This is a genomic window from Novosphingobium sp., from assembly GCF_025351285.1.
GTDB lineage: Bacteria > Pseudomonadota > Alphaproteobacteria > Sphingomonadales > Sphingomonadaceae > Novosphingobium.
Map to the genome: position 1 here is coordinate 1 of NZ_JANXWG010000133.1, position 23660 is coordinate 23660.

The window sequence follows — 23660 nt, forward strand, 5'->3', positions numbered from 1 at the left end:
CCACCACGATCTTGCCGAAGTGCGCGCCGCTTGCCTGGTGCCGGAACGCATCCGCCAGATCCGCCAGCGCGAAATGGCTGTCGATCACCGGCTTGATCCCGTTGGCCTCGATCCCTGCGATCATCGCCAGTTGCTGCGCGCGGCTGCCCACCGTGAGGCCCTGTACGCGCAAGTTTTTGCCCATCAGCATCACGGTCAGCACCGGCCCGGAATAGCCGGTCAGCACGCCGATCAGCGCAATATGGCCGCCCACGCGGGTTGCCATCATCGACTGGTCGAGCGTGCCCGGGCCGCCGATCTCGACCACGGTATCGACGCCCACGCCGCCGGTCAGTTCGAGCGCCTTTGCGCCCCACGCCGGGGTTTCCTTATAGTTGATCAGGTAGTCCGCACCCATCGCGCGCAAGCGTTCCAGCTTGGCGTCACTCGATGACGTGGCGATCACCCGCGCGCCGGCCGCCTTGGCGAACTGGAGCGCAAAGATCGAAACGCCGCCCGTACCCTGGATCAGCACGGTCGATCCCGGCTTGCAGTCGCCGTCGACGAACAGCGCGCGCCATGCTGTCAACCCGGCGCAAGTCAGCGTTGCCGCCTCGGCCGCAGAATAACCGGCGGGCGCGCGGGTGAACCACGCTTGCGGCGTGACGACCGCACTGCGGGCGTATCCGTCGATGCCGTCGCCGGGCACGGTCTTGAAGGCGGTGACGGGCGGGTGGCCGTCGATCCAGTCGGGGAAGAAGGTCGAGACGACCGCATCGCCGGCCTTGAACTGGGTGACGCCTTCGCCGACTGCTTCGACCGTTCCGGCGCCGTCGGACATCGGAATCCGTCCGTCGGCAGTGGGAATCATGCCCATCACCACCGCGTAATCATGGTAGTTGAGCGAGCTGGCCGCGAGGCTGACGCGGATCTCGCCCGGCCCCGGCGCGCCCGGATCGGCCAGCGTGTCGAGCCAGAGCGAATCGAGCCCGCCCGGCGCTTTCAGCCGGATTGCGTTCAGCGTCATGGGTTGTCCTTCTTTATTCGGCGGCTTCGCGCAGTTCGGCGCGCTGCGGCCCACGGATCAGCCCGCCGGGGGTCGCGCCGGTCCAGGCGCCGTTCTCGAACGTGACCACGCCGCCCTTGATCGTGGCGACGTAGCCTTCGGCCTTTTGCAGCAGTCGCTTGCCGCCCGCGGGCAAGTCGAACGCCAGCCACGGCTTGCCCAGCGCGATCGCGTCCATGTCGATCACGTTGAGATCGGCCATGTAGCCCGGCGCGATCACCCCGCGATCGTCGAGCCCGTAAAGCCGCGCGGTATCGCGGCATTGGCGCTTCACCGCGTTCTCCAGCGTGATCCGCCCGCCCGGCTTATCGGCCCCGCGCTTGCGATCGCGCACCCAGTGCTGGAGCATGAACGTCGGGCTGGCGGCATCGCAGATCGTGCCGCAATGCGCGCCGCCGTCGGACAGCGAGTTCACCGTATCGTCAGCCAGTTGCAGCGGTTCCAGGAAATCGAGATTGCCGTCGGCGTAATTGAGGATCGGCAGGTAGATCATGCCGCATCCATCGTCCGCCATCAGCAGGTCATAGGCGTATTCGTCCGCGCTCACCCCATGGGCGGCCGCGCGCGCAGCGATGCTGGCGTCGGCGCCGGGCTCGTAATCGAAGCTGGCGTCCATTTCGAACTGGTGCGTCCACACTTCGCCGATCACGCGCAGCAGGTGGATGATGTCGCTTTCGGGATAAACGTTGGCTTCGGCCAGCATCGTTGCGCGGAAGGCGGGATTGCGCAGCTTGGCGAGTTGTTCGTCCCATGGCAGCTCGGCGATTGCCACGTACGACGGGCGGAAGCGGAACGGGTGGACCGTGCCGCGCCAGCCCATGATGATGCCGTTGCCGCGCAACGCGATCTGCGCGACGATATTGGCGCCTGCCGCATTCTCGCGGCGCATCTCGGAAATCTGCTCGTCGAGCGACAGTTCCTTGGCGATCGACTGCAACGCCGCGAACGTTACCGGCAGTCCGGTTTCGCGGCTGAGCGCGCCCATCCACGCGAACTCGTTCCATTCGCGCTTCATGTCGCTGGCCATTTCGAACACGCCGTGGCCGACACGGCCCATCGCGCGGCCGATGCGGATCAGTTCGTCTGCGGTGGCGGTGGTGCCCGGCACCACTTCGCCGTCGACCGACTTGTGGATCACCGTGCGACTGGTCGAGAAACCGAGCGCGCCGGCGCGCAAACCGTCTTCGACAATCGCCGACATCGCGTCGATATCGGCATCGGTCGGCACCGCGCCGGGTTTTTCGCGATCGCCCAGCACATAAGCGCGCACCGCGCCGTGCGGGACGTGGGTGCCTACATCGATGCTGCGCGGCATGGCTTCGAGCGCATCGAGATATTCGGGGAAGCTCTCCCAGTTCCACTTCATGCCCTCGGCCAAGGCGGTGCCGGGAATGTCCTCGACGCCTTCCATTAGCGAGATCAGCCACTGGTGCCGCTCGGGCGCGGCGGGCGCGAAGCCCACGCCGCAATTGCCCATGACCACGGTGGTGACGCCATGCCACGAACTCGGCGCCATTTCGGCGTCCCAGGTGGCCTGGCCATCATAGTGTGTGTGGATATCGACCCAGCCTGGCGCGACGACTTTGCCGCTTGCGTCCATCTCACGCAGGCCTTGTCCTTGAACGGTGCCGACGGCCACGATCAGACCATTGCGCACCGCAATGTCGCCAGTGAAGCGCGGGGCGCCGGTTCCGTCGACCACGGTGCCGTTGCGGATGACGAGATCGTAGGCTTGGGTGCGCGGTTGCATGGGCTCTCTCCTGCGGTGCACCGACTCGTAATGGCCGGTTGGGCGCGTTGATTTAACCGCGCGATTAAGGCCCGGAGCAGGGGGTGCTGTCAATGGTCTTGCGGCACCTGGTGCCTTACGCCGAACTGGCGGCGATCATCGCGGCGATGTCGACGAACTTCTCGCGCGGGGCGTCGTCGCGGGCGCGGGCGGTTTCGGCTTGTTCGATCGTCTTCCAGTCGTCGAACGTCATCACATTGAGCCCGCGTTCGCGCGCCAGCGCATCGAAGCCCGCACTGCCCGCTTTCCTGCCGGTCACAGCGCCTGTTTCCCAGTCTTCCGCGATGCGTTCGATCACGCCGAAGCCATCGGGGCGGTTCGTGCCGATCGTGCCCGAAGGCCCGTGCTGCGCCCAGCCGACGCAATAAAGGCCCGGTAGAACCCGCCCTTCGTGGTTGGCAAAGCGTCCGGCGCGCTCATCGAACGGTACCCCCGCGATCGGTGATGTCTGGTAACCGATGCACGCGACGACGAGGCCGGCGGGGATCACGTAAGTCTCGCCCGTGCCGACCGCGCGCCCGGCCATGACGGTCGTGCGTTCGACCTCGATCCCGGTGACTTTGCCCGCAACATCGCCGATCAGCCGTTTGGGCGACGCGAAGAAATCGAACGCCACGTCGATCTCGAGGTCGGCGCGGGTGTGTTCTGGAATCGCGGCAAAAGCGCGCAAGTGGTTGACCGATTTGCGCAATCCTGGTTCGAGCAGCGCGTCTTCGCCGATTTCGGGCAAATCGGCCGGATCGACCCGCGGTGCGCCGCGGGCAAGATGTGCAAGTTCGCCCAGTTCCTTGGGCGTCATCATGATCTGGTGCGGCCCGCGACGGCCAACGATCGTGATCCTTTGGAGGCGCGATGACCCGAGCGCGTCGAGCGCGTGTCCGACGATGTCCGATCCGGCAAATTCGGCGCGGGTCTTGGCGAGGATCCTGGCGACATCGAGCGCGACATTGCCCATGCCGATGACCACCGCGTCGGTCCCGTGCAAGTCGGGATCGAGCTGCGCGAATTGCGGATGGCCGTTGTACCAGCCCACGAATGCCGCGCTGCCCAGGACATTGCCGAGGTGCTCGCCCGGCATGTCCAGCGGCCTGTCGCGCGGCGCGCCGGTGGCCAGCACGACCGCATCGTACAATTGGCTAAGCTCGGCGATCGACACGTCCTGGCCGATCGCGACATGGCCGACAAAGCGCACGTTGGCCGAAAGCGCGGTCTGTTCGTAGCGCCGGGTCACGGCCTTGATCGACTGGTGATCGGGCGCCACGCCGCTGCGGATAAGGCCGTACGGCACCGGCAGCTTGTCGAACACGTCGATCGCGACTTGATCACCCCACCGCTTGAGCGCGGCTTCGGCGGAGTAGTAGCCGGCGGGGCCCGATCCGACGATCGCGATATGGCGCATGCTGGTCTCCCCGATGGTATCGCGCCATGCTAGCCGCCGTGCGCGAAAAGGGAAGCGCCCGTGCAAGGCCGGCGCAAGTCAGGAATCAAGGAACTCCGTCAACGCCACCACGAACTCGCTCCGCCGGGTCAGCATGAACAGATGACCGCCTCCGCCGAACCGGACCAGCCGGCTGTTGGGCAGCAGGGTATGGAGCATTTCGCCATTGGCGGGGGGCACGATCTGATCATCGTCATCGGTCATCACCAGGGTGGGCAAGTCTAGCAATGGCAGGAACGGCAGGCTGGTCCAGGCGGCATAGGCACCGAGCTGGCACGTCCAGCCCCAGGGTGTCGGTGGAAGCGCCGCGTTGAGCGAAACCGGATCGTGCGCGCCACCGCCGTACAACATCGCCAGCGTTTTCCTGAGTGGGCGCGCCGATGTGAACTGGAACGGGTCCATCAGTTCGGTCATGATCGTGGGACTGCCGGGGAGCATGGCTGCGCCGGCGCTGGTGGCGGCCAGAACCAGCTTGCGCACGCGCGCCTGGTTCTGGAAAGCAAACTGTTGCGCCAGCGCGCCGCCCCAACTGAACCCGGCAAGATCGATCTTGTCCACCCCCAGCCGATCGAGCAGCAACCCGGTGGTCAGCGCAAGCCCGGGAATCGTGTAGGGCAGGAAGGCATCGGGCGATTTGCCGATGCCGGGCGCGTCGAAGCTGATCACGCGGCGTTCGGGCAGCGCGCGCACGACCGGCTCGATCATTTCCAGGTTCATGCCGAGCCCGGTGAACAGCACCAGCGGCGGCGGTGCATCGGGCGTGTCGTGCCAGTCCGGCCCCTTCCAGTCGGCAACCCGCAGCCGGCGGCCAGCCACGGTCATCATCGAAAACGCGCCTGGCGCAGCGCTGGGCGCGGACGCTGCGCCTGCTGCGGTTTCGGAACGACGAGCAGGATGCGTAATGGTCGTCAGGATGCTTCCCCCATTGTGGCTGCGTACAAGTGACCCCTGGAATTTCGCCGGGCCCAGTGGACATCATGCCTGATACCCGCACCCCTAGCATCTTCGCAATTGCAGCAAAAGCCACCGCTCTGGATTGTTCTCCACCCGTCGATCTTAACCGATCCTCAAACGGTTACGCGGCAATAGCACTATCCAGTCCGGAGGTTCGATTGAGTACAGTGCGGCAGGCAGGCACGGCAAAGCGGGGTGGGCGCGATTTCGCGCGCACCGACCGTGCGCGCGAAATGCACCCGCCCGAACCGGGCCATGGACCATCCGCTGCGCTGATGAGGCTGTTCGCCGCTGACGACATCCAGTCATTGATTCCGCGCGAATGGCCCAACCTGGCGATCGTCATGATCATCGGCTTGCTGGTGATCGCCGGTGCCAACCGCGCTATCCCGACGCTTTCAGTCAGCTTTCCGGCGGTGCTGGGGTGCATGATCGTGGCGCTGACCAGCAAGGTCCGCGCGTTCGAGCGCCGCCCGGAGCACGGCACGGCCATGCGCGTCGCGCTGTTCCTGGCGGTGGTTGCCGTGCCGCTGCTGCTTTATGGAGCTGCCACCGCGATCTGGGCGATCGATGGCAGTGCCAGTTGGCCGACATGCATCGCGGTGCTGGTGATCGTGTCGCTGCTGGCGAGCGTGCTCGCCTCGGGCCGCACCGCCAGCGTGCTGGCGGTGCAACTGGCAAGCTGGGCCGGTGTGGCCTGTGCGGTAAGCTCGATCGCGGGCGCGCTGACGATGGCAATGTCGGCGGGGATCGCCTGGCTCGCCTACTTGCGCCAGCGCCGCATCGATGAGGACCAGCGTGAACAGATGGCGCTGCGCCAACGCGCGCAGATGCGCGCCGAGGAAATCCTGTCGGACTATGAGGAGACCGGGCAGGGCTGGTTCTGGGAGACAGACCGCCGCGGCGCGATTACCTATTTGTCGAGTTCGGTCGCCAAGATCCTCGGGCGGGACCGCGATGAAGTGATCGGGCGTCCGCTGGCCGAACTGTTCGACCTGGCTGAACATTCGGGCGAGGGCGAACGCACGCTGACCTTCCACCTTTCGGCCCGCTCCGCCTTCAGCGAACTGGCGGTGCGCGCGGCGTGCAAGGACGAGGAACGCTGGTGGTCGGTCAATGGCCGCCCGACTTACGACACGTTCGACAACTTCCAGGGCTTTCGCGGTTCGGGCACAGATCTTACCGAAAAGCGTCGCAGCCAGGAAAACGCCTCGCGGCTGGCACAGTTCGATTCGCTGACGGGCCTTTCCAATCGGTTTCGGATGTCGCAATCGCTCGAAAAGATCTTGGGCGCGCCGCAAGTCGCGCAGCGCGAATGCTGCGTGTTCCTGATCGACCTCGATCGCTTCAAACAAGTCAACGATACGCTCGGACACCCGGCCGGCGACGCGCTGCTCAAGCAAGTGGCGCAGCGGCTTGAGCGCGCAGTGGGCAAGTTCGGGCGCGTGGGGCGGCTGGGCGGCGATGAGTTCAAGGTGGTGCTGCCGGGCAAGATTCCGCGCGAAAAGCTTGGCCTGCTTGCCAACCAGGTGATCGAGACGTTGTCGCAGCCCTATTCGATCGACGGCAGCAGGGTGATGATCGGCGCATCGCTGGGCATCGCGCTGGCGCCCGAAGACGGCGTGACCAGCGAAGCGCTGATCCGCAACGCCGACCTTGCGCTTTACGCCGCCAAGGACCGCGGGCGCGGCTGCTATCACTTTTATGCCGCCGATTTGCATAGCGATGCCCAGGAACGGCGCAAGCTTGAGGAAGAACTGCGCGATGCGGTCACCACCGGCGCGCTTGAACTCTATTACCAGCCGGTGGTGCAGACCTCGACCGAGCGTATTACCGGGTTCGAGGCGCTGCTGCGCTGGAACCACCCCACCAGGGGCTGGATCTCGCCCGCCAAGTTCATCCCCATCGCCGAAGACACCGGGCTGATCGCGCCGATCGGCGAATGGGCCTTGCGCAGGGCGTGTTCCGACCTTGCGACCTGGCCCGAGGACGTGCGTGTGGCGGTCAACGTTTCGCCGATTCAGTTTGCCAACCCATCGCTGCCTTCGGTCGTCATGGGGGCGATTGCCCACGCCCAAATCGCGCCCGATCGGCTCGAACTCGAAATCACCGAGAGCGTGTTCCTCAACAACGACGATGGCACCGACGCCATGTTCAAGGCGCTCAAGGGCATTGGCGTGCGGCTGGCGCTCGACGATTTCGGAACCGGCTATTCCTCGCTCGGCTACCTCAAGACTGCGCCGTTCGACAAGATCAAGATCGACCAGGGTTTCGTGCGCGGCGCAACGCAGCCCGGTAGTCGCAATGGCGCGATCATCGCGGCAATCGTCAGCCTGGCCGAAGCGCTCAACATGGAAACCACCGCCGAGGGCGTGGAAACGCTCGATGAGCTCGACCTGGTGCGCATGCTGGGGTGCAGCCACGTCCAGGGCTATATCTACGAGAAGCCGCTCTCGCCCGCCGACGCGCTGGCGCGTTTGCGCACGGGGTTGGTGGCAGTGGCACAAGGACCGCGCGCGGCGCGGAGCGAGCGGCAATCGATGCTGCGCAAGATCGTGCTGGAGCATGGCGGGCACCGCTATCCGGCCATGATCCGCAATATCTCGCGCACCGGCGCCTTGGTGGAGGGGCTGTGGAACGTGCCGGCGGGAACCATCTTCCGCGTCGAGCTGGGCGAGCGCCATCCGGTTACCGCAACCACGCGCTGGTGCCGTGACAACCGCATGGGTTTGGAATTCTCGCGCCCGCTCGAACTCGACGAAGGCGGGCGTATCACGGCTGTCTCCACGCGGACGACTATGGTTCAGGAACCCGAACCCGTCACCCAGCGCAAGGTCGGCTGAATCTGTACTGCTGCGGGTTTGCGGGACGCGGCGTGGCCTGCTAACCGGCCACCGATGACCGACCTTTCCCTGATCCGCAACTTCTCCATCATCGCGCATATCGACCATGGCAAGTCGACGCTGGCTGACCGGCTGATCCAGTTCACCGGCGGCCTCACGGCGCGCGAAATGAGCGAGCAAGTCCTTGATAACATGGATATTGAACGCGAACGCGGGATCACCATCTAGGCCCAGACCGTCCGCCTGGCCTACCCCGCCGACGACGGCAAGACGTATGAGCTTAACCTCATGGACACCCCCGGCCACGTCGACTTCGCTTATGAAGTCAGCCGCTCCCTTGCCGCCTGCGAAGGCGCGCTGCTGGTGGTCGATGCCAGCCAGGGCGTCGAGGCGCAGACGCTCGCCAACGTTTATCAATCCATCGAGCATGATCACGAAATCGTCCCCGTCATCAACAAGATCGACCTCCCCGCCGCCGATGCCGAAGCGGTCAAGGCGCAGATCGAGGAGATCATCGGGCTCGACGCCAGCCAGGCCGTGCTCACCAGCGCCAAGTCGGGCATCGGCATCAAGGACGTGCTCGAAGCCGTCGTTACCCGCATCCCGCCCCCCAAGGGCGACCGCACCGCGCCGCTGAAAGCCATGCTGGTCGACAGCTGGTACGATCCGTACCTCGGCGTCGTCATCCTCGTGCGCGTGCTCGATGGCGTGCTGAAAAAGGGCCTCGCGGTCAAGTTCATGGCCGGCGGCACCGATCACCTGATCGACCGTGTCGGCTGCTTCACCCCCAAGATCGAACAGCTCCCCGAACTCGGCCCCGGCGAAATCGGCTTCATCACCGCGCAGATCAAGGACGTGGCGCAAGCCCGCGTGGGCGACACCATCACCACGCTCAAGGGCGGCGCCACGCAAGCGCTGCCCGGCTTCAAGGAAGTCCAGCCGGTGGTGTTCTGCGGGCTGTTCCCGGTCGACGCCGCCGATTTCGAAAAGCTGCGAGAAAGCATCAGCCGCCTGCGCCTCAACGACGCCAGTTTCAGCTTCGAAATGGAATCGAGCGCCGCGCTCGGCTTCGGCTTCCGCTGCGGGTTCCTGGGGCTGCTCCATCTGGAAATCATCCAGGAACGCCTCACCCGCGAATACGACCTTGACCTCATCACCACCGCGCCATCGGTGGTCTATCGCATCGTCCTGCGCGCCAGCCGCACCGACGATGCGCGCGAGATCATGCTCCACAACCCCGCCGACTACCCCGATGCCAGCCGCATCGAACTGATCGAGGAACCGTGGATCAAGGCGATGATCTACACGCCCGATGAATACCTCGGCAGCATCCTCAAGCTGTGCCAGGACCGCCGCGGCGTGCAGACCGGGCTGACGTACGTGGGCGGGCGCGCGCAAGTGCAGTACGAACTGCCGCTCAACGAAGTGGTGTTCGATTTCTACGACCGGCTCAAAAGCATCAGCCGCGGCTATGCCAGCTTCGATTACGAACAGATTGGCCTGCGCGAAGGCGATCTCGTCAAGATGGGCATCCTCGTCAACAACGAGCCGGTGGATGCGCTGAGCATGATCGTCCACCGCGACGTCGCCGAAGAACGCGGCCGCGGCATGTGCGAACGCCTGAAAGACCTGATTCCCCGGCACTTGTTCAAGATCCCGATCCAGGCCGCGATCGGCGGCAAAGTCATAGCCCGCGAAACCATCGCCGCGCTGCGCAAGGACGTGACCGCCAAATGCTACGGCGGCGACATCAGCCGCAAGAAGAAGCTGCTCGACAAGCAGAAAAAGGGTAAAGCCCGGATGCGCGAGTACGGCAACGTCTCGATCCCGCAGGAAGCGTTTATCGCGGCGCTGCGGATGGGCGAGGAATAAAGAGCCCACCCCCAACCGCTGTTGCTGTGCAACGCCTTCGGCTCCGCGCGAGCGGGCGGGGAGCAAGAGCCAGCGCCAAGAAAGTCCCCCGCCCGCTTGCGGGAGGGGCTAGGGGTGGGCACTTCTTCTTTTGATTTTCTGAGAAAGAAGGATAAATGCGAGGGCCATCGCCCTCGCGCTCCCGGTGTTTGGTATAATGTCCCGGACTTTGTTGGGCCTTTCGCCCATACATCCCAGAATTTGGGCTGCGCCTTGGGTCAGGGTAAGCCGTAACACATAGCGCTAAGACCCTCAGTCACTGGGGAAAATATCAACCTGCCTGCTTGAAACGGCGTTCACTTTGTGTTCTTGACTTTCCCGACACCAGAGGAATGCGATTATGGCTACGAAAGCACCCGAGGGCGAGCCTCGCAGAAACCGAATGTTGGGTGCCGCTCGCAATGCCAAGCAAGACGAATTTTACACCCAACTTGTCGATATCGAAAACGAACTAAGGCACTATCGCACGCAACTTCGCGGCAAGATCGTTCTGTGCAATTGCGACGATCCTTACGAAAGCAATTTCTTCCGTTACTTTGCGCTCAATTTCAACGCGTTGGGCCTTAAGAAGCTGATTGCGACGAGCTACGCCAAATCGACGATCGCAGGCGGCTATCTCCCGCTGGTGGATATGGCGGGCCTCAAGCCCGATGGCAAAGAGCCCTATGCGATTGAGATAAGCGAAGTTCCCGATGCAAACAACGACGGTGCGATTGATCTTGCAGACGTGGAATGGTTGCTGCGAAACGACACGAACACCTGCCGGACACTAAAAGGTGATTCGGAATATGGACCGGGCGATTTTCGTAGTGGCGAGTGTGTCGAATATCTGAAACAGGCAGATGTAGTGGTGACCAACCCACCGTTTTCGTTATTTCGCGAATTTGTTGCACTGCTTATGGCGTACGAGAAGAAATTCGTAGTTCTAGGAAATGTTAACGCTGCGACGTATAAAGAAACATTTGATCTTATCAAACGAAATTTGGTCTGGTTTGGCCCTAGCATAAAAAGCGGTGATCGAGAATTTCGCGTGCCCGCGCACTATCCTTTGGAGGCAGCGGGCTTCCGGGTAGATGAGGGTGGTGTAAAGTATATAAGGGTTAAAGGGGTTCGATGGTTTACAAATTTAGACCACAAAAGTCGGCATGAACCCATCCCACTTTTTCGGCGATATGACCCCGAAGAATACCCATCATATGACAACTATACGGCGATTGAGGTTGGTAAAACTGCTGATATTCCAATGGACTACGAAAATGCAATGGGTGTTCCCATAACGTTCCTTGATCGCTATAGCCCGGATCAGTTTGAAATTATTGGCATTACTGATAGAGACAATAATTCCGGTTTAAAAACAAGAGAGTACACGGATAAGGATGCGCCTAACCCAGGTGATTTGAACCGCAGGGGTGCTATTTTAACCAACGCTGGGTTGGTATCTACCTATGCTCGTTTGCTAATTAAACGGAGACTTAGCGCGTGAAAGTCGATCCGAAAAGAGTCAAAATATCTTCTCTTGTTGCGGGCTACGTCGATAATGGTGACCAGGGTGTCATCGGCTATGGTGGTAAGCTCAATATTCGCCCCGCTTATCAGCGCGAATTTATTTACAAACCGAAGCAGCGCGACGCCGTAATTGACACCGTGCGCAAGGGGTTCCCGCTCAATACGATGTATTGGGCGGTTGCCGGTGATGGTTACGAACTGATGGACGGGCAACAGCGTACGATTAGCATTTGTCAGTATGTTAGCGGCGAATATTCAGTCATGATCGATGGATCGCCTAAGAGTTTTCATAATCTCGCATCCGATCAGAAGCAGCAAATATACGACTATGAGTTGTCGGTTTATGTATGCGACGGCACCGACAGTGAAAAGCTGGACTGGTTTCAGGTCATCAACATTTCGGGTGTGGCACTGTCCGATCAGGAATTGCGCAACGCCATCTACACCGGGCCATGGCTGGCGGACGCCAAACGTTGGTTTTCGCGGAACAATCCACCGGCTATGCAAGAAGGGCGCGACAAGTTGGTCAACGTCAAGGTGAACCGACAGGAGGCTCTTGAACTTGCTCTCGACTGGTTATCTGGTGGCCAGATCGAACAGTATATGGATGCGCATCAGCAAGATGCCGATGCAGACGAACTGTGGCAATATTGGCAAGCGGTATTCGCGTGGGTGAAGCAGGTGTTTCCTAATCAGGACAGCGCTCGCGTTCGTTTGATGAGTGGACGGCCTTGGGGTCGATTCTACAATATGCATAAGAATGACAAGCTGAACTCCGCTGCACTGGAGAAGCGCATTGTGTCGTTGATCGAGGATGACGAGGTCGGGAACAAGACGGGCATTTATGCCTACTTGCTCACCGGAAACGACAAAACTCTCAACCTCCGGGCGTTCGACGAAAAAACCAAGCAAGCAGTATACGCGCGGCAGAAGGGCATTTGCCCGGTCTGCACTAAGCAATTCGCGTTTCACGAAATGGAAGCGGATCACGCAATCCCATGGCACAAGGGCGGCAAGACGACAGCCGATAATTGCCAGATGCTTTGCATGCCCGACAATCGGATGAAGAGCGGGAAATGAATTCCGGGGACAAAATGCCCATTCCCTACCCCGCCATTCGCCCAATCGACACCAGTTCCGCTTGCGGGTCCGCGTCCACCATACCCAGCAGCGTGCGCGCAGAGGCATCGGTGGCGTGGCGGTCCCTTTCCCGTCATGCTGAACTTGGTTCAGCATCCATGGTGCCTGTGCCTCGAACGGATCGAGCGGGGCGTGACGGGGCGGCATTGCTGCACATCGGCCTCGGCTTTATCGGCGCGGAGGATGCTGAAACGAGTTCAGCATGGCGGGGTGTTGGGTTGGGTGAGTTTGGTCTTGGCGCGGATTGGTTTGACGTCTGGCCGGGTCGCGGCGCGGGCCTTGGTGGTGTTGCCCTCGGCGTAGGCGATGGCATCGGTTAGGCCGGCCGCGATTTTTTCGAATGGCTTGGTCATGGTTTCGGATTTTAGGGCAAGTTCGGGGGGATTGGTAGGTTTGCGGGCGTTTGTGCTTTGCCGCTGCCCACCCCTAGCCCCTCCCGCAAGCGGGCGGGGGACGTATAGTGCCTCGCGCTTGCGGGAGGGGAGATAGGGCTCGGCCTATCGGGCGGGCGCGGCGCAAAAAGGTTCCGGGGGCGTGGGGGGGCTCGTGTCCCCCACATCACTCCTCTTAGTCCTCTTGATCCGGCGAGGCCGCTGCGTCTGCTGCCGGGCCGATCAGGCCGCGATCGACGTGCCTCACCCATTGCTGGTGCCCGTTTAGCTGGTCGAGCGGGGTGATGCGGGGTTCGGTCTGCGTCGGCGCGGGGCCTGACATCCAGGCGGGGCGCGGGGGGAGCATCGCGGGGTCGGGGGCGGGGTAGCGCCGCGCGGGGTCGTTGGGGTCGAGGTCGGAATCGTCGAGGCAGTGTTGGCGGGCGTCTTCCAGCAGCACGGTGGCGGCGGCTTCGCGTTCGCGCATGGCGTGCAGCTTGGCGTCGATCTGGTCGTAGAGTTCCTGTTCGGTGGGCAGGCTGGCTTCGAGTTCGGCTTGCCATTCTTGGCGCCATTGCTGTTTCAGGCGGGCGAGCTTGCGTTTTTCGGCTTCGGCGGCGGCTTTTTGCTGAGCGGGGGTGAGCGCACGGCCGGTGCCGGCGTTGAAACGCTGCGCGGCGCGGTTGCGCAGGATGAACATCAGCAGGCGATCGTTGAACACGCGGCGGGTGCCGACGAGCTTGCCGTAGCTGTAAACGGGCACCTCCACGCCGTTGAGCGCGCGCTCCATCGCGGCGTCCTCCAGCCGTTCGACGCCGCGATCGAGCGCGGCTTCCCAGGCCTTGCGGAAGCCGGTCGCCTGTTCATGCCGGCGCAGCATGTAGGCGCTTTCGGGGGTCATCCCCACGGCGTTGGCGGCGGCGCGGACACTGCCGAGATCGGCCAGCGCCTCGATGAAGCCGAGCTGGCGTTCGGGCGTCCAGCCGGTGTGGCGCGGCGATATGCGCGGGACGGGGGTGAAGGCGGGCAAGGCGCCGGGGCGGGAGCGGGCGGGCTTGGGGGCGGGCGGGGGCGTGGTTGTCTTCATGGCGCTGGGGAGCCTGCAACGGATGGTCGATTGTAGGACAGCGAAATTTGCGCACGGCTCCGACCTGACCCTTTGGGAAGGGAGCCGAAACGCTTTGCGAAGCGTATTTGCAACAGAAGTCGGCAAAAGACTTGCCGGACGAGGAGACTTTGCATGCGGAAATTCAATGTGGCTGCCGCGGTGGCCGTGTTTGCGATGGCGACGACTGCCAGCATGGCGATTGCCAATCCCAGGGTCGGCGGGGCAGCGATGTTCAGCACCAGGACGATCGTCGCCAACGCGGTGAACTCGAAGGATCACACCACGCTTGTCGCCGCGGTCAAGGCCGCTGGCCTGGTCGAAACGCTGTCGAGCCCGGGACCGTTCACGGTGTTCGCGCCCACCAATGCGGCGTTCGCCAAGCTGCCGGCCGGTACGGTCGAAACGCTGATCAAGCCCGAAAACAAGGGTACGCTGACCACGGTGCTGACGTATCACGTCGTTGCCGGCCGCGTGACCAGCGCCGATCTTCTCAAGAAGATCAAGGCCGGCAAGGGCAAGGCCGTACTCACCACGGTGCAGGGTGAACCGCTGACCGCATCGCTGATGCGCGGCCACGTCATGCTGACCGACGCCAAGGGCGGCAAGTCGATGGTGACGATCGCCGACGTGTTGCAGTCGAACGGCGTGATCCACGTTGTCGATACGGTGCTGATGCCCTGATCCGGCACTGACTGGAGCGACCTCCGCCGGATCCCCCTCCCCTGGCGGACTTGCGCACCAAACGCCCGTGGCTGCTTCCTGCAGTCACGGGCGTTTTTTTGTGTGTGCGATTTGGGGATGAGGAAGCGGCGAAACGGGCGAAAAGACGCGTTTGTTCCGCTCCCGAGGACAGAGAAAAGCGCGCCATTTCAGATCGTTATAAAATACCTTTGGCGGTAGTATAGGGTTTCCATATTACAGTTTGACTACACAGTGTCACATAAATGACAAGATTGGTGGAACCGGCGCAACCGGGCTCTTGCGCAAACCGCAGGACGTGTTGAACAAGCCACAGAGGATACCGCCATGAAGAACGCATTTGCTGCCATCATCACCCCCGCGCTCGCCACTGCCGCGCTTGCCCTGTCCACGCTTGCAATTCCGACCCTGGCATCGGCGCAAGACCACGCCATCGCGGCGGATGGAGGCATGATCCAGGCCCACGTTACCGCGCAGCGCGCGAAAAAGCACGGCTGGCTCACGACGATGGGGCCCGATGCGCAAGGCCGCTATACGGTGTCGATCGATGTCGCCGATCTCGATACGAACAGCGCTGCCGGCCATGCCAAGCTGGCTTCACGAGTGGAATGGGCTGCGTCGATCCTGTGCGACATGACCGGAGCCGATGGCACGGCAACCGCCGGGTACTACGATGCGGGCACGCGCACATGCCGCGACGAAACGCGCACCACGGCGATGGCGCGGCTCAACGGCGGCCAGCACGCTTCGATGCTGACGCTCGGCACGCGCACGGTTGCTCGCTGAAAGGATAGAGCCACAAACCAGCCAGCGCCGCTCGCGCTGTTTGCTGCAAGTGCGACATGGCGAGTGACAACCCGCACTCGCTTGGTTAGGCCGGCGACTGAATGGCAACCTTGCGCACTTTCCTGCTGACCCGGCGCTGGCTGGCCTTCGGGCTGGTCGCGCTGGCGTTGGCGATGCGCGCGCTGGTGCCGGCAGGGTTCATGCCTGGCGGTTCGGCCGCATCCGGGCACTTGCTCGCGATATCGATCTGCGCCGACGCATCGGGCAACGCAGGTCAGGGCCGGCAGATCCTGATACCGGTTTCCGGCAAGACCGATCCGTCACCATCCGGTTCGGATAGCCACGACAACAGAAGCCAATCGGCCTGCGCGTTTTCGGCGCTGTCGTTTGCGGCGCTGGGTGGGGCCGATGCGGTGCTGCTGGTAGCGGCGCTGGCGTTCGTGCTGGCGATCGGTTTCGCGCACGCGCCACCATTGCGATTGGCGCGGATTGCGGGGCTGCGGCCACCACTGCGCGGGCCTCCGGCGCGGGTTTGACTGCGGCGCGCGATCCGGCGCGCCGATTTCACACCATTGCCCGAGACCCCGGCCGCGCCATCGCGCGCTGGCTCCGCGAAAGACCTTCCGATGATCCCGATCCTGCCTGCGTGGACCGCAGAAGCGGCGGCCGATGCCCCGCGCGAAATCCTCGTCACCGGCCAGAAGGCTGATGCGCCGCCAAATGCTACAATCGACAACCCGCCTGCCACCACCGTCACGATCGACGCCGCGAAGATCGCCACAACCGTCAACGCGGTGAGCGTCGAGGACGCGCTGAAATACGCGCCCAGCCTCATCATCCGCAAACGCTCGATCGGCGACAACTTCGCGCCGATCGCCACGCGCACCTCGGGGCTGGGGGGCAGCGCGCGCAGCCTGATCTATGCCGATGGCGCGCTGCTGTCGGCCCTGATCGGCAACAACAACGGCAGCGCCAGCCCCAAATGGAACCTGGTCGCGCCCGAGGAAGTGGCTTCGATCGACGTGCTCTACGGGCCGTTTTCGGCCGCCTATGCGGGCAATTCGATCGGCACCGTGGTGAACATCACCACGCGCATGCCCGACAAGCTGGAGGCGCAGGCGACCGTGCTCACCAACTACCAGCACCACGAACAGTATAATACGGTGCTCGATCTGCCGACCGGGCAGGCTTCGGCCTCGATCGGCAACAAGTTTGGTCCGCTGTCGGTGCTGTTGACCGCGACGCACACCGTCAGCAATGCGCAGCCGATCGTCTATGTCACGGCCGCCAGCGCACCGGCGGCGACCACTGGCAGCATCGCCACTTTCAACCGGCTGGGCGCGGCCATCCGCGTGCTGGGTGCGGGCGATATAGATCACCATGTCGAGGACACGATCAAGCTGAAGACCGCGTATGATCTGACCGATGGCTTGCGCGCCAGCTACACGCTCGGCCTGTTCCTCGACAGCACCAGGACCCGGCTGGACACGGTCTTGCGCGATGCAGCGGGCAATCCGGCTTCCACTTCGGGCTTCAATTCGGGGTTGTACCTTCGTCGCCAACGCCATTTCTCGCACGCAGCAGCGCTCGATGGACACAGTTCGGCGTTCGACTGGAAGGTCATCGGCACGCTTTACGCTTACGGCAAGGATTCGCAGGCCAGCCCCACCGCCGCGCTGCCTGGCGCGTTTGCCGGGGGGGCGGGCACGGTCCAGCGGCAGGATGGCACCGGCTGGTGGACGCTCGACGCCAAAGCCGCGTGGCGCTCGGGCGATCATGTGCTGTCATTCGGCGGGCATGTCGATCGCTACAAGCTGGTCACGCAGACTTATGCCACTGCCGACTGGATCGGCGGTGTATTAGGCACGCGCAGCGCCCCCTTGCTCGGCAAGACCCGCACCGCCGCGCTGTGGGTGCAGGATGCGTGGGCCTTCGCGCCCGCGTTCGTGCTGACGCTGGGCGCGCGGCAGGAGTGGTGGCGGGCCTACGGCGGGTTCAACCAGACTACCGCCGCCAACCCCGGCATTGCGCAACCGCTGCGCAGCGCCGATGGCTTCTCGCCCAAGGCCACGCTCGAATGGCGGCCCGCGCCGGCATGGAGTGTCAAAGCCTCGTTCGGCCAGGCGACCCGCTTCCCCACCGTGGGCGAATTGTACCAGGTGACCACCGTCGGCACCGTCCTCGCCAACCCCAACCCGAACTTGCGCCCCGAACGCGCGCGCTCGGGCGAACTGGCGTTGCAGTACAAGGACGCGCGGGGACTGGTGCGGTTGTCGTTGTTCGACGAGGTGGTGAAGGATGCGCTGATTTCGCAGACCGGCCCGCTTGCCGTGGTCCAGCCCAATGGTTCGACGCTGACCGCGACCACATCGTTCGTCCAGAACCTGGATCGCACCCGCGCGCGCGGCGTGGAACTGGCGATCGACCGCCGCGACTTTGTCCCCACCGTCGACTTCCAGGGCAGCGTCACTTACGCCGATGCGATCACCAGCAAGGACAGCGTGTTCCCGGCGGCGGTGGGGCGCTTGCTGCCCAGCGTGCCGCACTGGAAGGCCAACGCGGTGCTGACCTGGCGGCCCACCCCGCGCGTGGGCCTGACCGCCGCCGCGCGCTATTCGAGCCGCAATTTCGCCACGCTCGACAACAGCGATGTGTTTGCCGACACGTATCAAGGCTTCGATACGTTTTTCGTGGTGGACTTGCGCGCGACGGTGAAGCTGACCGAACGGATCGATGCCGCCATCGGCATCGATAACGTCAACAACAACCGCTATTTCCTGTTCCACCCTTTCCCGCAGCGCTCGGTGACCGCCTCGCTGCATTGGAAGCTGTGATGAGCGCGAAAGCGATTTATCGCACCGTGTGGCGTTGGCATTTCTATGCCGGGTTGCTGGTCAAGCCGTTGATCCTTGTTCTGGCGCTGTCGGGCGCGGCATACTTGTTCAAGCCGCAAATCGAACGGTGGGAGGAGCGGTCGTTCCAGCAACAGCCCGTGGCGGGGACGGTGCTGGCCTCGGCGCAAGTGGCGGCGGCGCAGGCGGCGCTTCCGGGGGCGAAGTTCATATTCTATCGCCTGCCCGAACGGCCCGGCGATGCGGCGATGGTCCATCTGGCGCTGCCCGGCCATGCGGGGATGCGCGATGTGTTCGTCTCGCCGCAAGGGCGCGTGCTCGGCAGTCTCGACCCCGACGCGCGGATCATCGCGTGGGATCGCAAGGTCCACGGGCAACTGCTGCTCGGCCGGCCGGGAAGCTGGCTGGTCGAACTGGCGGCAAGCTGGGCGATCGTGATGATCCTGAGCGGGCTGTACTTGTGGTGGCCGCGCGGCACCGGACTGGCGGGTGTGGTGTGGCCGCGCTGGACCGCGCACGGTCGCCCGTTCTGGCGCGATCTCCACGCGGTGGCCGGGTTCTGGGTTTCGTCGCTGGCGCTGGTGCTGCTGATCACCGGGCTGCCGTGGGCCGATGTGTGGGGCAGCGCATTCAAGGCGGTGCGCGCCGAGATGGGCTGGGTGAAGGGCCGGCAGGACTGGACCGTGGGCGGAAGGCCTGCGGGTGGTGCTGGCAATCTCCACGCGGAACACGATCATGCCGCGATGATGCAGGCGATGCCGGGGATGGCGCATGACACGCCGGCGCGCTTCGATCCCGTCAGATTCGACGCAATGGTCGATCATGCCCATGCGGAACAGCTTGCATTCCCCGCCGTGGTCGTACCGCCCGGCGCGCCGGCGGGCGAGGGTGGCGCCGGCAAGCCCGCCACCGGCTGGGTCGTCAAGTCCGAAGCACAGGACCGACCGCTGCGCCTGACCTTGCGCTACGACGCGGGCAACGGCGCACTGGTGGCCCGCGAGGATTTCGCCAGCCGCCATCCGATCGACAAGGTTGTGGCGGTGGGGGTCGCCTGGCATGAGGGACAGCTGTTCGGCTGGGTCAACCAGCTGATCGGACTGCTGACCGCGCTGATGCTGGTGACGCTGGTGGTGAGCGGCTTCGTGATGTGGCGCCGCCGCAAGCCTGAGAGCGGGCTGGGGGCACCGCCGGCGCTGACCGGGCCGGTATGGCCGCGCGGGTGGGGTTTCCGCGTGCTGGCGCTGTTTCTGCTGGTGTGGCTGCCGCTGTTCACGCTGTCGCTGGTGACGGTGGCACTGGTCGAGCGGCTGGTGCTGCCGCGCCTGCCCGGACTGTCACGCTGGCTGGGTATACCGGCGCGCGTGCCCGGCTAGCCCCTGCGCTCGGTGACGTTGGCGTAAACTTTGCAGAGCAGCCGTTCGAGCGTGTCGATCTCGGCCGTGTCCATCCCGGCGAAGACGGTCGCTTCGTGGCCGGTGGCCAGGTCCGAAAGCTTTTCGAGGACCGGCGCCGCTGCGGGCGTCAGCCACACGCTGTGCGCGCGGCGGTCGTCCGCCTTGGGGCGGCGTTCGAGCATGCCGTCGGCGCAGAGCCGGTCGATCACCCGGCCCGCCGATGCCTCGGACATTTCGAGGACTTCGGCGATTTCACGCTGCGTGGCACCGGGCTTGCCCGCGACGACCGCGATCGTCGTCCACTGCGAACGGGTGATCCCGATCTCGCCCACGCTCGCGTCGAACATCTTGCGCATCTGGCGCGCGATGACGCCGATCCGGAGTGCGACTTCGCGCGAGGTCGAGGCTGGGAGCGATAGCGGTATGGTATGCTCCTCAGATTCTCTCGATGATGATCGCCGGAGCCATGCCGCCCGCGGCGCACATCGTGATCAGGCCATAACGCCCGCCGGTGCGTTCGAGTTCATCGAGCGCGGTGCCGATCAGGATTGCACCGGTCGCGCCGATCGGGTGGCCGAGCGCGATCGAACCGCCGTTGGGATTGACCTTGGCGCGATCGAGATCGAGGTCGCGGATGAACTTTTCGGCCACCACCGCGAACGCCTCGTTGATTTCCCAGACGTCGATCTGGTCCTTGGTCAGCCCGGCCTTGGCCAGCACCTTCTTTGCCGCGGGCACGGGCGCGTTGAGCATCAGCGTGGGATCGTCACCGATATTGGCGGTGGCGACGATGCGGCCGCGCGGTTTCAAACCATGCGCGTCGGCATAGTCCTTCGAGGCGATCAGCACCGCCGCAGCGCCATCGACCACGCCCGACGAGGTGCCGACGTGGTGCACGCCCTTGATCTCGACGTCGGGATACTTCTGCTGGATCAGTTCGCCGTAAGTCTTGGCGCCGGGGCCCGAAGGCATGTCGCGGAACATCTCGAACGCGGGCTTCATGCCGGCGAGCGTCTCCACGGTGGTGTCGGGGCGCGGGTATTCCTCGTGATCGAGCACGACGTTGCCGTCATCGTCCATCACCGGCACGGTCGACTTGGCGAAGCGGCCTTCCTTGATCGCCACCGCCGCGCGGCGCTGGCTTTCTACGCCGAACGCTTCGAGATCGGCGCGGCTGATGCCCTCGATCGCGGCGATGGCGTCGGCGGCCACGCCTTGGTTCGATTGCGGGTGCTTGGCCTGCAACCGCGCGTTGCCGGTGCCGAGCCCGCCCGCTGCTGCCACGCCCGCCGCGCGGACTTTGGCGCCGTAATCCATCACGTGGCTCATCATCTCGGTGCCGCCGGCGATGACCAGGTCTTCCATGCCCGACATGACTTGCGCGGCGGCCAGGCTGACTGCGGTGATGCCCGATCCGCAGAACCGGTCCAGCGTCACGCCGCTGGCCTTGATGTCGAACCCTGCGTCGAGCGCGGCCATCCGGCCCATGTCGCCGCCCTGCAGGCCGGCTTGTGCCGAGCAGCCCCAGATGATGTCATCGACTTGCGACGTATCCAGGTTGTTGCGGTCCTTGAGCGCCTTGAGCACGGTGGCCGCCAGATGCTGCGGGTGCATGTGGCTGAGCGCGCCCTTGCCGACCTTGCCGATGCTGCGCGGCGTGCGGACGGCGTCGATGATATAGGCTTCGGACATGAGGGACCTCTCGGGCGTTTGGAACTGTGATCCCGCGCTATCGCATGGCCGTTCGTGACGCCAAGACCTTCCGTATCGCACCCGCGATTGATCGCCAAACCGCATTTCCGTGTGAGCCCGCGCGCGCCTAGGCTGGGTGATGGCCAGCCTTCCCAATGACGCGATAACCGCCCCCCGCGTAGGCCGCTTCGCGCCTTTGGCCGAGCCGCTCTACCGCCGCGTGTGGATCGCCAGCCTGCTGTCGAACTTCGGGCAACTGATCCTGGGCGTCGGCGCGGCGTGGGAAATGACGCGACTGACCACGTCGGCGGGGATGGTCGCGCTGGTGCAGAGCGCGCTGATGCTGCCGCTGATGCTGGTGGCGGTGCCCGCCGGCGCGATTGCCGACATGTTCGACCGGCGGCGTATCGCGATCACGGGCCTTGCCTTCGCCTCGTTCTGCGGCGTGATCCTGACCACGCTGGCGTTTTTCCACTTGACCAGCCCGTGGGTGCTGCTGGCTGGCTGCGCGCTGATCGGCGGCGGCGTGGCGCTCTATGGCCCGGCGTGGCAAGCCTCGATCGGCGAACTGGTCGCGCCCGAATTGCTGCCGCCGGCCGTCGCGCTCGGCACGATCAGCTACAACCTGGCGCGCAGCTTCGGCCCGGCGCTGGGCGGGCTGGTGGTGCTGGCATTGGGCGCGCAGGCGGCCTTCGCGATCAATGCCGCGTGCTACCTGCCGCTGCTGGTGATTTTCCTGCTGTGGCGGCGCAAGCACGTGCCTTCGCGGCTGCCGCCCGAGCGGATCGACCGCGCGATCGTGTCGGGCGCGCGCTATGCCTGGCACGCCGCGCCGATCCGCACGGTGCTGGCGCGCGCGTTTGCCTTCGGCGCGGTCAGCGCCTCCTCGGCCGCGCTGGCGCCGCTGGTGGCCAAGGACCTGCTCCACGGCAATGCCGGCGTGTTTGGGCTGCTGCTGGGCGCGACGGGCGTGGGCGCGGTGGGTGGCGCGCTGCTGGTGGCCGAGGCACGCGACAAGTTCGGCACCGAAGGATCGCTGCGCGCGCTGGCGGTGATCGGCGGCGCGGCGCTGGCGGGGATCGGGCTCAGCCGCAACTTGTGGGCAACCGGCGTGCTGCTGGGGATCATGGGCGCGGCCAATATCGTCACCGTGGCGCTGCTCAACGTCAGCGTGCAGATGGCCGCACCGCGCTGGGTAACCGCGCGCGCGCTGTCGCTTTACCAATCGGCGCTGACTGGTGGGATCGCGATCGGCGCCGGCTTGTGGGGCGCGTTCGCCACGCATTATGGCGTGGCCACGGCGATGGAGGCGAGCGGCGCGCTGCTGGCTTTGACCGCGCTGCTCGGCTTCGTTCTGCGCTTGCCAGAGGCTTCGGTCGAAGCGGCGCAGCAGGTGGTGATCCCCAACACGCCCGAAGTGGGCATGGCGCTGACGATGCGTTCTGGCCCGGTGGTGATCTCGCTCGATTACGTGGTCGATCCGGCCAACGCGCGCGAATTCTACGATGCGATGCGCGGGTTGCGCCGTTCGCGCCAGCGCAATGGCGCGTTCGGCTGGTCGCTGTCGCGCGACATCGCCGATCCGCGCGTGTGGACCGAACGCTACCAGTTCCCCGCCTGGGGTGATTATCTGCGGATGCGCGACCGGCACACCGCCGCTGACCTCGAGGCGCAAGCCGCAGTCGATACCCATGTCGTGCCGGGCTCCCCGCGCGTGGTGCGGCGCAAGCTCGAACGCCCGTTCGGATCGGTGCGCTGGCGCGCGGATTCGCCCGATCTTCATCAGGATGCCTCGGCGGTCCTGCCGCCATGACCTTTGGAGCCGCCATGACGAATGCGAAGAAAATCCGCGTGATCCAATGGGCCACCGGCAATATCGGCACCCGTGCATTGCGCGCGGTGATCGAGCATCCCGGCATGGAGCTGGCCGGGCTGTGGGTCAGCAATCCGGCCAAGGTCGGGCAGGACGCGGGTACACTGTGTGGTGCGCCCGAGACCGGAATCCTCGCCACCAATTCGGTCGACGCAATGGTGAACACGCCGGCCGATTGCGTGCTCTACATGCGGCAGGGCACCGATATCGACGAGCTGTGCCTGCTTCTCGCCTCGGGCAAGAACGTGGTCACCACGCG

Annotated in this window: 17 protein-coding genes and 2 pseudogenes; 11 read left to right on the forward strand and 8 right to left on the reverse strand. The window is 64.4% G+C overall.

Annotation, left to right across the window (positions count from 1 at the left end):
- From Q0R16_RS16000 to Q0R16_RS16015, 4 genes are all read right to left on the reverse strand, one after another.
- A partial coding sequence (locus tag Q0R16_RS16000; RefSeq protein WP_295638376.1) for an NAD(P)-dependent alcohol dehydrogenase occupies positions 1 to 1000 on the reverse strand: 1000 nt, incomplete at its 3' end.
- A gap of 19 nt (positions 1001 to 1019) precedes the next feature.
- On the reverse strand, positions 1020 to 2795 hold the full coding sequence (locus tag Q0R16_RS16005) for a D-aminoacylase (protein ID WP_295638338.1): 1776 nt from the start codon (positions 2793 to 2795) through the stop codon (positions 1020 to 1022).
- A 115-nt stretch (positions 2796 to 2910) separates the two neighbouring features.
- Positions 2911 to 4233 (reverse strand): FAD-dependent oxidoreductase, encoded by a 1323-nt coding sequence (locus Q0R16_RS16010; RefSeq protein ID WP_295638341.1) that lies wholly within the window; start codon positions 4231 to 4233, stop codon positions 2911 to 2913.
- Between the two features lie 78 nt (positions 4234 to 4311).
- Positions 4312 to 5097, reverse strand: a complete 786-nt coding sequence (locus tag Q0R16_RS16015) for an alpha/beta hydrolase (RefSeq protein WP_295638344.1) — start codon at positions 5095 to 5097, stop codon at positions 4312 to 4314.
- A gap of 362 nt (positions 5098 to 5459) precedes the next feature.
- Between Q0R16_RS16015 and Q0R16_RS16020 the strand changes: the two genes are divergently transcribed.
- The 4 genes and pseudogenes from Q0R16_RS16020 to Q0R16_RS16035 all read left to right on the forward strand — a co-directional run bounded on the left by Q0R16_RS16020 (position 5460) and on the right by Q0R16_RS16035 (position 12566).
- Positions 5460 to 8069 carry an EAL domain-containing protein gene (locus Q0R16_RS16020; RefSeq protein WP_295638379.1) on the forward strand — a complete coding sequence of 870 codons (2610 nt, stop codon included), beginning with the start codon at positions 5460 to 5462 and terminating at the stop codon, positions 8067 to 8069.
- A gap of 54 nt (positions 8070 to 8123) precedes the next feature.
- A pseudogene (gene lepA / locus Q0R16_RS16025) lies at positions 8124 to 9941 on the forward strand (translation elongation factor 4).
- A gap of 379 nt (positions 9942 to 10320) precedes the next feature.
- Entirely contained in the window at positions 10321 to 11463 is a 1143-nt protein-coding gene (locus Q0R16_RS16030) for an adenine-specific methyltransferase EcoRI family protein (RefSeq protein ID WP_295638347.1), read from the forward strand.
- Positions 11460 to 12566 carry a DUF262 domain-containing protein gene (locus tag Q0R16_RS16035; protein ID WP_295638350.1) on the forward strand — a complete coding sequence of 369 codons (1107 nt, stop codon included), beginning with the start codon at positions 11460 to 11462 and terminating at the stop codon, positions 12564 to 12566. The genes Q0R16_RS16030 and Q0R16_RS16035 overlap by 4 nt, the downstream gene beginning before the upstream one ends.
- A 257-nt stretch (positions 12567 to 12823) precedes the next feature.
- Here Q0R16_RS16035 and Q0R16_RS16040 read toward each other — a convergent pair whose 3' ends face one another.
- Positions 12824 to 12979, reverse strand: coding sequence for a hypothetical protein (locus Q0R16_RS16040; protein WP_295638353.1), 156 nt, complete (start codon positions 12977 to 12979; stop codon positions 12824 to 12826).
- Positions 12980 to 13193: 214 nt separating this feature from the next.
- Positions 13194 to 14084 carry a hypothetical protein gene (locus tag Q0R16_RS16045; RefSeq protein ID WP_295638356.1) on the reverse strand — a complete coding sequence of 297 codons (891 nt, stop codon included), beginning with the start codon at positions 14082 to 14084 and terminating at the stop codon, positions 13194 to 13196.
- Positions 14085 to 14297: 213 nt separating this feature from the next.
- On the opposite strand from Q0R16_RS16045, the gene Q0R16_RS16050 reads away from it, so the two are divergent.
- The 5 genes from Q0R16_RS16050 to Q0R16_RS16070 all read left to right on the forward strand — a co-directional run bounded on the left by Q0R16_RS16050 (position 14298) and on the right by Q0R16_RS16070 (position 19815).
- Positions 14298 to 14786: a fasciclin domain-containing protein gene (locus Q0R16_RS16050; RefSeq protein ID WP_295638383.1), complete on the forward strand. Its 489-nt coding sequence runs from the start codon at positions 14298 to 14300 to the stop codon at positions 14784 to 14786.
- A gap of 345 nt (positions 14787 to 15131) precedes the next feature.
- On the forward strand, positions 15132 to 15590 hold the full coding sequence (locus Q0R16_RS16055) for a UrcA family protein (RefSeq protein WP_295638358.1): 459 nt from the start codon (positions 15132 to 15134) through the stop codon (positions 15588 to 15590).
- 101 nt (positions 15591 to 15691) lie between these two features.
- Positions 15692 to 16126: a DUF2946 family protein gene (locus Q0R16_RS16060; protein WP_295638360.1), complete on the forward strand. Its 435-nt coding sequence runs from the start codon at positions 15692 to 15694 to the stop codon at positions 16124 to 16126.
- A 90-nt stretch (positions 16127 to 16216) separates the two neighbouring features.
- On the forward strand, positions 16217 to 18424 hold the full coding sequence (locus Q0R16_RS16065) for a TonB-dependent receptor (RefSeq protein WP_295638363.1): 2208 nt from the start codon (positions 16217 to 16219) through the stop codon (positions 18422 to 18424).
- Positions 18424 to 19815 (forward strand): PepSY domain-containing protein, encoded by a 1392-nt coding sequence (locus Q0R16_RS16070; protein WP_295638365.1) that lies wholly within the window; start codon positions 18424 to 18426, stop codon positions 19813 to 19815. The genes Q0R16_RS16065 and Q0R16_RS16070 overlap by 1 nt, the downstream gene beginning before the upstream one ends.
- Here Q0R16_RS16070 and Q0R16_RS16075 read toward each other — a convergent pair.
- The gene (locus Q0R16_RS16075; RefSeq protein ID WP_295638368.1) at positions 19812 to 20183 is read right to left on the reverse strand and encodes a MarR family winged helix-turn-helix transcriptional regulator; all 372 of its coding nucleotides are present in this window, start codon (positions 20181 to 20183) and stop codon (positions 19812 to 19814) included. The two genes, Q0R16_RS16070 and Q0R16_RS16075, sit on opposite strands and share 4 nt — an antisense overlap.
- Before the next feature lie 88 nt (positions 20184 to 20271).
- Complete coding sequence (locus Q0R16_RS16080) at positions 20272 to 21528, reverse strand: acetyl-CoA C-acetyltransferase (protein ID WP_295638370.1); 1257 nt, start codon at positions 21526 to 21528, stop codon at positions 20272 to 20274.
- A 139-nt stretch (positions 21529 to 21667) separates the two neighbouring features.
- Between Q0R16_RS16080 and Q0R16_RS16085 the strand changes: the two genes are divergently transcribed.
- On the forward strand, positions 21668 to 23341 hold the full coding sequence (locus Q0R16_RS16085) for an MFS transporter (protein WP_295638373.1): 1674 nt from the start codon (positions 21668 to 21670) through the stop codon (positions 23339 to 23341).
- Between the two features lie 14 nt (positions 23342 to 23355).
- Positions 23356 to 23660 (forward strand): annotated as a pseudogene (locus Q0R16_RS16090) (dihydrodipicolinate reductase); the annotation flags it as partial.